The sequence below is a fragment of the Pseudomonas sp. SZ40 genome, from assembly GCF_052958135.1.
Genome location: NZ_JBQWIF010000036.1, coordinates 42565 through 57102, shown reverse-complemented (window position 1 = coordinate 57102; position 14538 = coordinate 42565). Strand labels below are relative to the sequence as shown.

Annotated in this window: 14 protein-coding genes; 3 read left to right on the top strand and 11 right to left on the bottom strand. The window is 64.2% G+C overall.

All coding sequences use genetic code 11. The annotated features are described in order from the left end of the window. Positions 1-1464: maltose alpha-D-glucosyltransferase (gene treS / locus ACT9T4_RS21970; RefSeq protein WP_499118914.1), on the top strand; the 1464-nt coding region annotated here is incomplete at its 5' end. 11 nt (positions 1465-1475) lie between these two features. On the opposite strand, the gene ACT9T4_RS21965 is transcribed toward treS, so the two are convergent. The 3 genes from ACT9T4_RS21965 to ACT9T4_RS21955 all read right to left on the bottom strand — a co-directional run bounded on the left by ACT9T4_RS21965 (position 1476) and on the right by ACT9T4_RS21955 (position 5248). Continuing rightward, positions 1476-2714, bottom strand: a complete 1239-nt coding sequence (locus tag ACT9T4_RS21965; protein WP_499118912.1) for an acyl-CoA dehydrogenase family protein — start codon at positions 2712-2714, stop codon at positions 1476-1478. Positions 2715-2731: 17 nt separating this feature from the next. Continuing rightward, positions 2732-4159 (bottom strand): LLM class flavin-dependent oxidoreductase, encoded by a 1428-nt coding sequence (locus ACT9T4_RS21960; protein WP_042552818.1) that lies wholly within the window; start codon positions 4157-4159, stop codon positions 2732-2734. Between the two features lie 186 nt (positions 4160-4345). Beyond that, positions 4346-5248: a LysR family transcriptional regulator gene (locus ACT9T4_RS21955; RefSeq protein WP_499118910.1), complete on the bottom strand. Its 903-nt coding sequence runs from the start codon at positions 5246-5248 to the stop codon at positions 4346-4348. Positions 5249-5595: 347 nt separating this feature from the next. Between ACT9T4_RS21955 and ACT9T4_RS21950 the strand changes: the two genes are divergently transcribed. After that, entirely contained in the window at positions 5596-6594 is a 999-nt protein-coding gene (locus ACT9T4_RS21950) for an SMP-30/gluconolactonase/LRE family protein (RefSeq protein ID WP_082045734.1), read from the top strand. 409 nt (positions 6595-7003) lie between these two features. Then, positions 7004-7966, top strand: a complete 963-nt coding sequence (gene epsC, locus ACT9T4_RS21945) for a serine O-acetyltransferase EpsC (RefSeq protein ID WP_499118909.1) — start codon at positions 7004-7006, stop codon at positions 7964-7966. Positions 7967-8269: 303 nt separating this feature from the next. Here epsC and ACT9T4_RS21940 read toward each other — a convergent pair whose 3' ends face one another. Genes ACT9T4_RS21940 through ACT9T4_RS21905 form a run of 8 tightly spaced genes read right to left on the bottom strand, consistent with a single transcriptional unit; the run spans position 8270 to position 14392 of the window. After that, positions 8270-9157 (bottom strand): metal ABC transporter solute-binding protein, Zn/Mn family, encoded by an 888-nt coding sequence (locus ACT9T4_RS21940; RefSeq protein ID WP_179537816.1) that lies wholly within the window; start codon positions 9155-9157, stop codon positions 8270-8272. Beyond that, complete coding sequence (locus ACT9T4_RS21935) at positions 9154-10056, bottom strand: metal ABC transporter permease (RefSeq protein WP_179537817.1); 903 nt, start codon at positions 10054-10056, stop codon at positions 9154-9156. Before ACT9T4_RS21935 ends, ACT9T4_RS21940 begins: the two co-directional genes overlap by 4 nt. Next, positions 10053-10808, bottom strand: coding sequence for a metal ABC transporter ATP-binding protein (locus tag ACT9T4_RS21930; RefSeq protein WP_179537818.1), 756 nt, complete (start codon positions 10806-10808; stop codon positions 10053-10055). The genes ACT9T4_RS21935 and ACT9T4_RS21930 overlap by 4 nt, the downstream gene beginning before the upstream one ends. After that, complete coding sequence (locus ACT9T4_RS21925; protein ID WP_042552823.1) at positions 10805-11740, bottom strand: metal ABC transporter substrate-binding protein; 936 nt, start codon at positions 11738-11740, stop codon at positions 10805-10807. Before ACT9T4_RS21925 ends, ACT9T4_RS21930 begins: the two co-directional genes overlap by 4 nt. 36 nt (positions 11741-11776) lie before the next feature. Further along, positions 11777-12343, bottom strand: coding sequence for a DUF6162 family protein (locus ACT9T4_RS21920; protein WP_042552824.1), 567 nt, complete (start codon positions 12341-12343; stop codon positions 11777-11779). Further along, positions 12340-12666, bottom strand: coding sequence for a hypothetical protein (locus tag ACT9T4_RS21915; protein WP_042552825.1), 327 nt, complete (start codon positions 12664-12666; stop codon positions 12340-12342). The genes ACT9T4_RS21920 and ACT9T4_RS21915 overlap by 4 nt, the downstream gene beginning before the upstream one ends. Continuing rightward, positions 12666-13208 (bottom strand): PA2404 family protein, encoded by a 543-nt coding sequence (locus ACT9T4_RS21910; RefSeq protein WP_042552826.1) that lies wholly within the window; start codon positions 13206-13208, stop codon positions 12666-12668. The genes ACT9T4_RS21915 and ACT9T4_RS21910 overlap by 1 nt, the downstream gene beginning before the upstream one ends. Then, a complete protein-coding gene (locus ACT9T4_RS21905) occupies positions 13205-14392 on the bottom strand; it encodes a PepSY-associated TM helix domain-containing protein (protein WP_042552827.1) in 1188 nt (395 codons plus the stop codon). Before ACT9T4_RS21905 ends, ACT9T4_RS21910 begins: the two co-directional genes overlap by 4 nt. Positions 14393-14538: the final 146 nt, after the last annotated feature.

The following is a 14538-nucleotide window of genomic DNA, read 5'->3' as shown; positions in this document are numbered from 1 at the left end:
CCGACGGTGGTCGACGCCTTGCGCGACAAGCACTACATCGTCGGGCAACTGCAGCGGGTGATCTTCTTCGAACCAGGCGTCAAGGAGACCGACTGGAGCGCCACCGCCGAGGTGGAAGGGGTGGATGGCAAGGTGCGCCGTTGGGTGTATCTGCATTACTTCAAGGAAGGTCAGCCGTCGCTGAACTGGCTGGACCCTACCTTCGCGGCCCAGCAACTGGTCACTGGCGAAGCCCTGCATGCCATCGACGTGATCGGTTCACGGGTGTTGCGCCTGGACGCCAACGGCTTTCTCGGCGTCGAGCGGCGCAGCCAGGGCAATGCGTGGTCGGAGAGCCATCCGCTGTCGCAGACCGGTAACCAGTTGCTAGGCGGCATGATCCGCAAGGCCGGTGCCTTCAGTTTTCAGGAGCTGAACCTGACGCTGGACGACATCGCCGCGATGTCCCAGGGCGGTGCCGATCTGTCCTATGATTTCATCACCCGGCCGGCCTATCAGCATGCCCTGCTTACCGGTGACGTGGAGTTCCTGCGGCTGATGCTGCACCAGATGCACGACTTCGGCATCGACCCCGCCTCACTGATCCATGCCCTGCAGAACCATGACGAACTGACCCTGGAACTGGTGCATTTCTGGACCCTGCATGCCAACGACACCTACGTGTTCCGCGGGCAGAGCCTGCCGGGCAACATATTGCGCGAGCAGATCCGCGCCGAAATGTACGAGCACCTGGCCGGCGCCAACGCGCCCTACAACCTCAAGTTCGTCACCAATGGCGTGGCCTGCACCACGGTCAGCATCATTACCGCGGCCCTGGGTATCAGTGACCTGAACGCCATCAGCGAAGCGGATGTGGCGAAGATTCGCCAGGTGCACCTGTTGTTGCTGATGTACAACGCCATGCAGCCGGGCGTGGTCGCCCTGTCGGGCTGGGACCTGGTGGGGGCCTTGCCGCTGGAAGTGGATCAGGTCAGCGAACTGATCGCTGACGGCGACACCCGCTGGATCAACCGCGGCGGCTACGACTTGGTCGATCTCGACCCGCAAGCGCTGCTGTCTGCCGAGGGCCTGCCCAAGGCGCGCAACCTCTATGGCAGCCTGAGCGAGCAGTTGAAGGACCCCGAGTCGTTCGCTTCCCAGGCACGGCGCATGTTCGCAGCGCGTCGCTCCTACGGCGTGGCTTCCAGCAAGCAGGTCGCGGCGCCACTCACCAGTCATCCGGCCCTGCTGATCATGGTCCACGAGTTGCCGGCCGGGCGTGGTACCCAGGTCACGGCACTGAATTTCGGTGCCGAGCCACTGACCGAGGTGGTGACCCTGACCGATGTCGAGCCAGGGCCCGTGGTGGACATCATCCACGAACGCCTGGTCGGTGACCTGAACGCCGAGGGCGAGCTGCACATCGAGCTGGCGCCCTATGAAGGCCTGGCACTGCGGGTGGTGAGCATGGCCCACGGCATCTGAGGTGGGCAGGCTCAGGCCTGCTTGGCGCCGCCACCGATCTGCCAGACGTAAGGGGGCTCGGTGCCGTTGATTTCCCAGTCGCCGATGATCCGCTCCTTGTAGATCAGCGGGTTGTGCGAGGCCGCGGTGCGGGCGTTGCGCCAGTGGCGGTCGAGTTGCCGGGTGAGGCTGGTCGCCGAGGCGCCCAGGGCGTTGAACAGCTTGCTGGTGGCGTCGAGCACCAGCTCCGCGACCGCCACCTGGGCCTGGGCCGACTCCAGTTCGGCGTCGATATTGGCGTCGCGCTCCTGCTGCAGGTCTCCATTCAGGCGTGCCAGGTAAGCGCGTTGCGCGGCATGCGCTGCCCGCAGTGTCGCGGCTTCGGCACCGTACACCTGGGCCGAAGCCTTGCCGACCACCTGCTGGATCTGCGGGTCCTGATCGGCCGAGGGGCCGTTGCCGTGGCTGTAGATGCGCGTGCGCTGGCCGACCTGCCTGGCGAAGTCGTTGACCGCAGCGCGCCCCGAGCCGACCAGCACTGCATTGAGTACCAACTGGTAGAAGGCGGTCTGGTACTTGAAACGGGTGGCGAAGTCGATGATGTTCTGTTCCTCGACCACGGCGTTGTCGAACACCGTCGTGCCGCTGCCCGTGGTGCGCTGACCGAAACCATCCCAGTCGTCGCTCAGGGTCACCCCAGGCTGCTGAGTGCGGATGGCTGCGATCACATCCGCTCCGCTATCGTCACGCTGGGCGAAGAGGTCGATCCAGTCGGAAAAGATGCTGCCGGTGCTGTAGTACTTGGTGCCGTTGACCACCCATTTGTCGCCCTGGCGTGAGACCCGTGTGAGCACTTCGCCGATCTTCACAGCACCGATTTCCGTCCAGGCGCATCCCACCAGGTCGCCAGCCACGAAGCGTTGAAACCAGGTGTCCTGTGGCGAGCTGGCGTGGGCATTGAGACGGTCCTCGACGAAGGCGAAATGACCGCGCAGCGCCTGGGGAATGTTCGAGTCGGCCGCTGCCAGCTCGATCAGCAACTGGAACAGCTGTGGCAGCGAGGCACCGCCACCGCCATGTTCCTGTGCCACGCGAACGGCGCCGAAACCGGCAGCCTTGAGCCAGCGGATCTGTTCATGGGGCAGGCTGCGATTGCGCTCACGTTCCACGGCACCTTCGGCGATACGCGCGAAGATCGGCCGGAAGCGCTGCGCGAGTTGTTCGTAGTCGGTTTCCTGGGGCAGCGGTTTGACGGGCTGGAGGCTGGTCATGGTGGGATTCCTCTGGGTCAGGTCAGCGTGGCGAAAGGAGAGGGCTTGGTGTGGTCGGTGGTGTTGGCACCCTCGCTGAATGCGCCGCGATAGCGGGCCGCCGGATGGTCCGCTGCGGCATGGGGCGAATCGCTGTCGAGCAGGTTTTCACGCAGGGTGCTGGCGCCGTAGGCGCTGCGCACCCGGCCGCGGCGTTGCAGTTCGGGGACAATGAACTCGATGAAGTCTTCGAAGGTGCCGGGCGTGATGGCATAGGCGAGGTTGAAACCGTCGATGCCACCGACATCGACCCAGCGTTCGAGCTCATCGGCTACCCGTTGAGGGCCGCCGATCAGCACCGGGCCGAGGCCGCCGATGCTGCGGTGTTCGACGATGTCGCGCGGTGTCCATTTGCGGTTCGGGTCGGCGGTGGCGAGCAATTCGAGCACCGAGCGAATGCTGTCGTTGTCGATGGCCTCCAGCGGTTGATCCGGGTCGTATTCGGAGAAGTCGACCCCGGTCCAGCCACCATAGAAGGACAGCATGCCCTCGCCATTGGCATAACTCAGGTAGTCCTGGTACTTGGCTTCGGCGGCGGCATCGCTTTCTGCGGTGATCACCGTGAGCAGGGCGAAGATCTTCAGGGCGTCCCGCGAACGGCCCGCCTGTTCGGCGCGGTCGCGGATGTCGTCGGCCACCTCGCGAGCCTGCTCGACCGTGGCCGGGCTGATGAAGACCCCCTCGGCATGCTTGGCGGCGAAGGCCCGGCCGCGGCTGGAGGCGCCGGCCTGGAAGATCACCGGAGTGCGCTGTGGCGAGGGTTCCGAGAGGTGGATACCCGGCACCTCGAAGTATTTGCCCTTGTGGCCGATGGGATGCACCTTGCTCGGGTCGGTGAAGATCCCTCGCTCGCGATCGCGCAGCACCGCGCCCTCGTCCCAGGAGCCCTCCCAGAGCTTGTAGGTGACATCGAGGAACTCATCGGCGATGTCGTAGCGCTCGTCATGGGAGATCTGCTGCTTGAGGCCCAGGTTGACCGCCGCGCTGTTCAGGTAGGAGGTCACCACGTTCCAGGCCACCCGGCCCTTGGTCAGGTGATCGAGGGTCGAGAATTTGCGCGCCAGGGCGTAGGGCAGCTCGTAGGTGAGTGCCGAGGTCACGCCGAAACCGAGATGCCTGGTCGCGGCTGCCATGGCTGGTACCTGAAAGAACGGGTCGTTGACCGGCACCTGATCGGCATCGATCAGCGAGGTTTCCACCGAGCCCCGGTAGATGTCGTAGACGCCCACCACATCGGCGATGAACAGTGAATCGAAGTACCCGCGTTCGAGCAGTTTGGCCAGGTCGACCCAGTAGTCCAGGTCGTTGTAGCGCCATGCCTGGCTCTGTGGATGTCGCCATGTGCCAGCGGCCTGGTGACTGACGCAGGTCATGTCGAATGCATTGAGAATGATGCGAGATGGCATAGTCGTCTGACTCCCCTGATTGAGTGCCGGATGGCGGGTCCCAGAGGTGTTTGCAGACTTTGTGCCGGGGCGCAGAACCCCGCGCGATAGCGGCTTCAGCGTGTCTTGGATGGCCGCGAATGTTGGTCAGGCAACACTTTGTCAGGCAAATGAGTCCCAGCGAACAGTCGTTGCTGCTGGTGCCGATCAGTCGTCGCTATCGCTTCGTACGATCTGCAAGGCCAGATCGCGCAGAGCCCGAGCGCTGGGCGACAGCTGCCGATAGGCGATGGCCAGTTCGTAGGGGATCGGGCTGCCCGGGCCGCTGATCTCGCACTGCACCAGGCCACCGTGGTGCCTGTTGGCGTAAAGCCGAGGCATCAGGGCGACCCCCACCTGGCCTGCGACCAGCCCGGCCGTGGTCTGCATCTGCCGCGGCTGTTGCACCACCCGGGGCACGAAGCCGGCCTGGGCGCAGGCCAGCAGGATCCGCGCGTGCATGCCCGGCCCGTGATGGTGAGCGAACAGCACCCAGGGTTCGTCGGCGAGTTCCGCAAGGGCCAGGCGTTTGCGCCTGGCCAGGCGGTGCTCGGCGGGCAGGACCGCCACCATGCGATCGCTCAGCAGCGGTTCCAGTTGGATGTCCCCGGCGTCGGCGATCGGCAACACGAGGATGCCGATGTCGGTGCGATCCTGCCTGAGCGCCTCCATTTGCTCGGGCGGTGTGGCTTCCTGCAAATGCAGGTCGACCTGCGGGTGGCGTACCTTGAAGTCCCGCAGCAACCGCGGCAACAGGCCGTTCACGGTGCTGTCGACGAAACTCAGACGTAGCGAACCACTCAGCCCGGCAGCTGCCAGCCGCGCGGCTGCGCAGGCGCGATCGGCCTGTTCCAGCGTACGTCGCGCTTCGAGGAGAAACACCTCGCCCGCCGCGGTCAGCCGCGAGACCCGGTTGTCGCGCTCCAGCAGGGTGACCCCCAGCTCTTCTTCCAGGCGGCGGATCGCCGTGCTCAACGGTGGCTGCGCCATGTTCAAGCGCTCGGCGGCACGGCGGAAGTTGAGGGTTTCGGCGACGGCGACGTACTGGCGGAACTGACGCAGATCGATCATGGGTGATATCTATTTCGTATCGCAAGTTAATGAAATAAGTATGTTACATATCGCCACGCCTTGCCTAGACTCGCCCTCGCGCAGGGCTCCCGCACCGGGACAAGGGCTGTCAGGCAGCGGGCGCTGGCCATGAGCGGTCAGTGGCGGCATCACTCGTCTGGCAAGCGCCATTCCCCCTCGCAACCCTCGAGCGATCCCTTCCGACACCTCTGGCGAGATGTCTGCTCCGTGACCAGAAACTTGGCAGAGCAGAGGGGTGACACTCGCCCCCCGCCGCAGTCGTATGCATGATGCCTGCGCCCAATCCGCGCCTTTACCGCACATTCAAAGGAGAAACCATGAAGGACATGGCAAGACTGACACGCTGCTCGACCCTGGCTCTGTTGCTCGGCCCACTGATCGGCTGCACGGCCGCCCCCGAGCAGGATCCACGTGTCGAACTCATCGCCGACAGCCCGAGCTTCAATGAGCTGATTGCAGCGAATCCGCGTGTCGAGTCGATCACCACCGATGCCGTGTGGGCGGAGGGGCCGGTTTGCCTGGCCGATGGTCGGTTGATCTGGAGCGATGTGAAACGGAACAGCGTGATGAGCTGGAAAGAAGGGCAGGACGTACAGACATGGCTGGCCAAGTCCGACTTCCAGAACGGCCACGCACTCGATCATGACGGCCGGGTCATCGCGGCATCCCACGGCCAGCGCGCGATCGTACGCCGCGAGGCGGGTGGCCGCTGGCGGGTACTGGTCGACAGGTATCAGGGCAAACGCCTGAACAGCCCCAACGATGTGGTGGTCGCGGCCGATGGCGGTATCTGGTTCAGTGACCCCACCTTCGGACTGTTCAACGAGAAGGAAGGCTATGGCGGGACTCAGGAGCAGGATGGCGAGTACGTCTACCGTTATGACCCGCTGACCAACAGCCTGACGCGCATGGCCACGCCTGAGGTGCATGCACCCAATGGCCTGGCGTTCTCACCCGACGGCGATCGTCTGTATATAGCCGATTCCCAGCAGGCCCATGACTTCAACGACGAATCCCTCGCTCACCATATCGTCGTCTACGACGTGAAGGACAATGCCTTGAGCGGTGCTCGTGTCTTCGCGGAAATCTCGCCGGGGATTCCCGATGGCATCAAGGTGGACGAGAACGGCAACGTCTGGAGCAGCAGCAAGGAGGGGCTGCAGGTGTTTTCCCCTCAGGGTGAAAGGCTTGGCATGATCCGTGTGGCCTCCAGCGACACGGGCAACCTGACGTTCTGCAGCACGGACGATCAGCACTGGTTGTACATCACCGCCGCCAATCAGGTGCTGCGTATCGCCTCCAAGGTCGGCGGCGCGGGTCGTTGATCTGCGTGTTTCCCTTCGCTTTCCCGCCCTGATGCGGTGAATGCCTGTGGGGCCGGCAGCCATGTCTGCCGGCCCCGTCGCCAGTGGCCGAGGTGACTCGGCCAGCCGGTCAGGCTCGCTCGCAACCCGCTGCGCCGCGTTTTTCCCAAAACAGCAATGCTCCCGCGTTGTCGCAATAGCCACGGGCCTGACTTTTCCATGGCTGGCGTCGGCGAGTCCGTATATGTGTTTTTCGCATATCGAAAGAATCAATGGATATTTGGAGCCCATGGCACTGCCGCCCTATCGTCGGGGCACGCATGCCGGGGCTGTGCCTTCGAACCTTCGAGGTGCTGTCGGGCGCCGCTATACCGCTTGAACGAATAACCGAGTGAGCCTCTTGCGCCGCTCTTTTTACCCGAGGAATTCCATGAACAGCACGTTCGCCACCGCCGTTGCCGGTGGGGCCGATACAGAGAAGCAGAGTCGCTCGACCAACTGGGAGCTGGAGCAGATCGTCGAGGGCCTGCGTTCGGCCCGCGCCGACTGGCGCAACCGGGCAGGCCGCGACCCGGAGCAGGGTGGCCGTGAGCTGCCTTCGCGGCAGGCCGTGGCAGCGATTCTCACCGGGCTGTGTGGCGTGCTGTTCCCCATGCGTCTGGGGCCGGCGGATCTGCGCGAAGAGAGCGAGGACTACTACGTCGGGCATACCCTGGATCACGCCTTGAACAGCCTGTTGGCCCAGGTACGCCTCGAGCTGCGTTACGACGCCCGCCAGCGTGGCGACGAGGTCGGCAGCGTGGAGGCTCGGGCCGTGCATATCGTCCGCGAGTTCGCTGCGGCACTGCCGGCGCTGCGCCGCCTGCTCGATCGCGATGTGGTCGCGGCCTACAACGGCGATCCGGCGGCGCGCAGCGTCGACGAGGTGCTGCTCTGCTACCCCGGCGTGCTGGCCGTGATCTATCACCGTCTGGCTCACCATCTTTACCGCGCCGGCCTGCCGCTGCTGGCGCGCATCGGTGCCGAGACCGCCCACGGTGCCACCGGTATCGACATCCACCCTGGCGCACAGATCGGCCACGGCTTCTTCATCGATCACGGCACCGGCGTGGTGATCGGCGAAACGGCGATCATCGGCGACAACGTGCGCATCTATCAGGCCGTGACCCTCGGCGCCAAGCGTTTCACCAGCGACGAGAGCGGCTTGCTGCACAAGGGGCAGCCGCGCCACCCGATCGTCGAAGACGATGTGGTGATCTATGCCGGTGCCACCATTCTTGGCCGTATCACCATCGGCAAGGGCTCGGTAATCGGCGGTAACGTCTGGCTCACCCGCAGTGTCGAGCCAGGGAGTAATGTATCTCAGGCCAGCGCTCAGCAACGTGAATGCTGAACTGCGATGGCTTGATCCGTGTCACAGGATAGTCACCGAAACTTCGTAGACTCGGTGCGAGACCAAAGAGAAAGGAAAGGAGAAGAGAGATGGACGATTATCAGGAAGAGCTGCTCGAGTCCCGTGCCCTGGAACAGGACGTACCCGAGTTCGCCGAAGACGCGACCGAGCTGTAACCGCCCGGTCCGGGCGCCGTGGAGACTCGAACGGCAATCCGTTCAGCCCACGAGCCAGAATCAAAAGAAAAGGCCCGATGCCTATGCATCGGGCCTTTTCGTTAACGGCCGGTACGCATCGCCATGCTTACTGCGTCAGGGCCTTCACCAGGCTACCGACATTGCCTTCCAGCTCGGCCAGCGGATCATCGCTTTCGGTCTCCAGCACCAGCAGGGGAATGCCGGCGGCCTTGACCGCGTCCGCCACCGGCTGCGACGGCTTGCGATGGTGCAGTACCAGCGCCACATCGTCTTCCTTCAGGGCGCTGGTCAGCGCTTTCAGTGATTCTGCATCCCAGTCACGGTCATCACGGCTGTCGCTGCTGACCAGATCCAGGTTGAGGCCGCTGACCAGATAATCCAGACGACTGCTCAGGCTGTAGACCGACAGGTTGTCGGCCTTGGCCAGTTCGGCTTCGCTGTGGGCATTGAGTTTGAGCAGACGCTGCTTGAGCGTCGCCAGGTTCTGCTCGACCTTGCCCTTGGCATCCGGTGCCAGGCGCACCAGATCGGCGGCCATCACGTCGGCCATGCGGCCCATGTTGTTGATCGCCAGCCATGGGTAGCTGGCCAGGTCGTTTTCGCCAGCGCTCTCGGCCTGGGTGGCGATGCCCGGCAGGGCGCCGTCCACTGGCCGTGCTGCATCGATTTCGACGATGCGGATATTGCTGCGGCGGGCCATGGGGTAGAGCGGGTCTTCCGACCACAACGAGCGCAGGGCGATGGCCGCATCGGCGTCGGCCGCGACCTTTTGCAGGTTGGTGGCGCCACGGCCGGCGAAGTACGACACCTGACGACTGGCCGGCAGGTTGGCCGGTGCGGCGCGTTCGATGCGCACCGCGGTGCCTTCCAGCAGATCGGTGGCGAGGCCGAAGGTGACGGGTTGCGAGACCAGAACGCTGACGTCCTTGGCCAGGGCGAGGCCGGGCAGGCTGAGGAGCAGGGCGAGGCCGAGTTGGTGAAGTCTATGGGTCATCCCAGGTTCCCTTTCAGGCTTGGTACGACGCCGCGCGCGATGGCGGCGAGGGCGAAGGTGAAACCGGCGACCAGAATGATCGCGGCACCGGAGGGGATCGGCAGATCCAGCACGATGGGCATGAGAATGCCGACCAGGGTGCTGATGGTGGCGATCAGCACCGACAGCCAGAAGAAGCCTTTCAGCGACTGGCTGAGCAGACGCGCCGCTGCGGCTGGAATCACCAGCAGGGCACCGACCAGAATCGCGCCGATGACCTTGACCGCGGCCACGGTGATCAGCGTCACCAGGATCACGAACAGATAATCCAGGCTCTTCACGGCCACGCCGCGCACGGCCGCCAGCTGCGGGTTGAAGCTGGCGAGCATGATGCGGTTGTACAGCGGCAGGGCCAGGCCCATCACCAGCGCGCCGACCACCAGCAGGACCAGCAGGTCGGTACCGTTTACCGTCAGCACCGAACCGAACAGCACGTTCTCGAGAATGTGCACGTTGATGCGCCCGGCGAGAATCAGCAGCAGGCTGGCGCCCATGGCCAGGGAGACGGAGAGGAACACGCCGATCAGCGTATCCGGGGCCAGGCCGGTGCGATTGCGCAGGTAGTTGAGCAGGATGCCGAACAGCAGGGCGTAGCCGAACAGGGCACCGTAAGGGCCGGTGTAGGGTTCGCCGAGCAGGATGCCGATGGCCACGCCGGTGAGTGCCGCGTGGCCGACCGCTTCGGAAAAGAAGGCGAAACGCTTGACCACCACCAGGGTGCCGAGGCCGCCCAATACCGGGCCGATCAGCAAACCGGCGAGCAGCGCATTGATGACGAAACCGTAAGCCAGCGCTTCGGGCAGATAACCGGAGGACGCCCAGCCCTGAATCATCAGGCGGAACTGTTCGTAGTCGATCATGGTTGCGAGGTCCCCGCGGCACGTGCATGGGTGGAGAACAGGCTGAGCAGGCGCTCCGGGGTCAGGGCTTCGGCAGGTGGTGCATCGAACAGCACGCGGCGGCTGAGGCCGGTGACGCGGTCGGCCAGGCGCTTGACCGCTTCCAGATCGTGCTCGATCCACAGCACGCTGATGCCGGCGCGACGCCAGTCACCGAGCAGGCGTTCGAAAACCTGGATGCCGGCTTCGTCCAGTGCCGACATCGGCTCGTCGAGGACCAGCAACTGCGGTGTGGGGATCAGCCCCTGGGCGAGCAGCACGCGCTGACGTTCACCACCGGACAGCGCGCCCATGCGCCGCTTGCGCTTTTCCAGCATGCCGACGCGGGCCAGGGCGTCATCGATGGCTCCGGTGTAGTGCTTCGACAGGCCGAGGAAGGCCGGGCGACGCTGGCACATGGCAGCCATGAAATCGTCCACGGTCATCGGCAGGCCACGGTCGAACTCCAGCGCCTGGGGCACGTAGCCGATGGTGCCGACGGCGTCGGGCCACTGCAGGCTGAGCGTGCCCTGGTGGGGCATCTGGCCGAGCAGGGTCTTGATCAGCGAGCTCTTGCCGCCGCCGTTGGGGCCAACCAGGGCATGCACGCTGCCCGGTTTGACCTGGAAACTGACATTCTCGAGGATCTGCGTGCGGCCCAGCACCAGGCTGACCTGCTGAAAATCGATGGTCGGGCCAATGGCCGTCACGCTCAGGTTTTCCGCCACGCTCATTTGCCGGCTTCCTGAATGGCACGTACCACGGTGTTCATGTTGCTGGTCATTTCCTTTTCGTACTTCTCGGCGCTGTATTCGCCGTAGGAAATGTGCGACAGCGGATAGAGCTTGACGCCCGACTCGCGCTGAATGGTGTCGACATAGGTGGACGGGAAGTCCAGCTCGGAGAAGATCACTTTGACGTCCAGTTCACGCAACTGGTCGATGGTCTTCTTCAACTGGCTGGGGCTCGGCTCGATGCCGTGGGCCGGTTCTACCACCGCAGTGACTTCCAGGCCGAATTCACGCAGCAGATAGTCGTAGGCCGCGTGCACGGTGGCTACGCGCAGATCGGCGTTCGGCGCCTCGGTCAGTTGGGCGAGGGCGTCGGCACGCAGCTTGCGCAGGCGTTTGCCGTAGGCGCGGGCGTTTTGCGTGTAGGTCTTGGCGTTGGCCGGATCGAGCTTGCCCAGTTCCCGGGCGATATTGTTGATCTGCGCGATGGAGGCGCTGATCGACAGGAAGGTGTGCGGGTTGACCACCTTGCCGGCGCCCCGTGCGGCGATGCCGGTCGCGGCCAGCAGCGGTACGTTGGCGTTGGCTTCGATGACTTCGATATCCGGCTTCTCGCTGGCGGCGATCATGCGGTCGGCGAAGTCGTCATGGCCGACGCCGTTGAGCACTACCACGTCCAGCGAGCCGATGCGCTTGATGTCTTCCGAGCGCGGCTCGTAGGCATGGGGGTTGAAGCCGGCCGGAATCAGCGGCACCACCTCGGCCTTGTCGCCGACGATGTTGCTCACGTAGCTGTAATAGGGGTGCAGGGTAATGCCGATACGCAGGCGCTTGGCGTCGGCGGCACTGGCGGCGCCGATGAACAGCAGGGCGAACAGGCCGATGGCCAGGCGTGACAGCAGGGGACGTGCGCGAAACAGACGGAAAATGGGCATTGGCGGGCGGTCTTCTGTCGGGTGGATCGGAGGTGATCAGTGGCGATGTTGCCGGGTCACACCTGCGTCGTACTGGGAGGCGATCTGCTGCCAGCCGGCAGTGATCAGGCTTTGCGCGTCCAGACTGGAAGGCGCGCTGGCGCTGTTGCGGTTGAGCCAGACGTCGGCCTGTTCATGCTCGGCGTCGATCAGCATGAGCATCGAGCCGGCCACGTCCAGTGCCTGGCTGGCACCGAAATAGGCAGCCTGGTCAGCGGGCAGCAATTGCCACTGGTGGCTGCCACGGCTGGTCGCGCTGGCATCGGCTGCGAACGGCGGAAAGCCTTCGTCTGCCAGCTCAGCGGGGCTGAGCAGCGTCTGCTCTTCGTCACGGCGGATGCGGATCTCGTCGGAGGCCACGCGCAGGTCAGCGTAGATGCCCTGTTCAGCGGCGGTGAGGTCACGACGCGCATCGATCTGATGGCTCTCGATGCTGGTTTCGCTTTCCGTCTCGCCATGCCAGGCCACGACCGAGCCGGCCGCCAGCAGGATGGCCAGGCACAGCAGCAGTACGTAGAGGGTTTCGTGACCGGCACCGGCGGGGCGTACGACCTGAACCGTCATGGGGCCTCGATTTCCGTGTGGTCGATTTCCACGATATGGCCGGGGCCCGCATCGAACAGCACGTAGAACTCGCCTTCGGGGCGCTTGAAGGTGATGGTCGAGTCTTCGGCCAGCTTGCCGGGCACCAGAATGCTTTCGTCATAGCCAATCACGTCGAGGGTCACGCCGGCTGCACCGCTGCCGTCGGAAAAACCACCGGTGCAGCGGATGTGTTCGGCGTCGATGTCTTCGCACTGGCACATCGGATTGTGCGCCAGGGCAGCACCGCTGAGCGACAGCAGGGCGATGCCTGCGGCCAGACGCAGGGATTTGGAATTGATCATTACTTGCCTCCTTGTTGTTTCTTCAGCCAGGCGACGGTGGACGGGGATGCCTGCTCGAGGGGCACGGCGGCCTGGTGTACGGAACCGTCCCAGCCCTCCATGGTGATCCACAGTTCGGCATCGGGCTTGGTGCGAGCCGGCAGCGGCACGGTGGCACCCATGCGGTGGGCGGTGCCGAAGAAGATGCCACCGGCTGCACGCAGGCTGCGTGGCTTGCCGATGCGCAGGTAGGTGGCCTTGACCTGGCTGGCGCATTCGGCACACAGCGCGCCATTGAAGGATTTCATGTAACCGGCCGGGCCATCGAGCTCCGGAGGGCCCGCACGAAATTCGGCCAGGCGGATCGACCAGGGGCCGACCGCCACGTCACCGATCATGCGTTCGCCCAGGCCGCTGGTGCCGGTGAACAGCGCGACATCGGCGAAGTATTTGGGCATGAAGGCCAGCGGAATGATCACCAGCAGAATGTTGATGTGGAAGCGCCACTTGTACCAGAGGCGGCTCAATGGTGAGGCGGGGCGTGCGGCGACGGCCTTGCTCATGCCTTGACCTCCGTGTTGTCGCTGGCGGTATCGGCGGCGCGGCTGCGGGCCGGCCGCTTGATCACCTTGGCGGTGGCCTGTGCGGTACGTTTGGTCCAGATCAGCAGGCCGCTGAGCACCATCATGCTGAGCACCAGGCCGAAGAAGAACCAGATCATCTTGACCCAGATGCCGCCGAAGTCACCGGTGTGCAGCGGACGCATGGATTCGGTGACGAACTCCAGTTTGGAGCGATCTTCCAGCAGGCGCTGTTGCGCCACTTCACCGGTATAGGGGTTGATCGATGCGCTCTGGAACATCAGCGGATACCAGCCGCGCCCGCTGACGGAAATATGATCATAGGCATTGCTCGGCAGCCGCGTGAAACTGACGTCCAGGCTCGGCACCTTGCTGATGGCAATGCGCGCGGCTTCGTCCACGCCGATCATCGGAATCGGCTCGCCGGGCCGGACGATCGGCACGTCTTCGCGCGCCACGATGGCAGGCACACCTTCGGTCGAGATGGAAATCTGGTTATCGAACAGGATCGCCTGGATCAGGAACCAGATGCCGGTGATCGACACCACGGCGATGAACCAGATCGACCAGATACCACTCAGGCGGTGGAAGTCGCCCCAGAAGATCCGCGCGCCCTGGTTGAAACGCAGGCGTGGCTTGAAGAAGCCTTTCCAGAATTTCTTGTAGACCACCAGGCCGGTGATCAGTGACAGCAGCATGGGGATGCCCATCATCGACACCAGGTACCAGCCCCAACTGAACCCATTGGTGAACGGCACCAGCCACCAGCCGTGCAGGGCGCGGGTGAACTGGCGGAAATCGAACTGCGGGCTGACCCCCTGGATGTCCCCGGTGTACGGGTTGACGTACAGCGTCGGCGTGCTGCCATCCGGGTAGGCCACCCGGGCGGTGAGGGCGAAATGGGATTCGTCCGGCCGGCTGATGGTCTGCACGATGGTCTGCGGCTCGGCCTTGTTGATGGCCGCCAGTACCTCTCCGAAGGTCAGCAGCTCGGCGTCGTCCGACGGTTTGGTGGCGCGCACGTCAGGGTTGGCCAGCCAGACGATCTCCTGACTGACCACTGCCAGGGTGCCGGTGACGCAGACGATCAGCACGAAGAACCAGATGGGCAGAGCGAGCCAGCTGTGGACCAGGAACCAGATTTTGGAGCGCGACTTCTTGGACATTGAATATCAGTCTTGTTGGGAGGCCTCGAACGCCGGGCGGCTCGGCGAGCGGGCTCTTTATTAACGAACGAAACCCCGCCTGCCTTGCGGCCTGCGAGGGTGGAAATCCGTGGCGGGCGTGATTATCGCGCGCTTTGTGGGTCGGT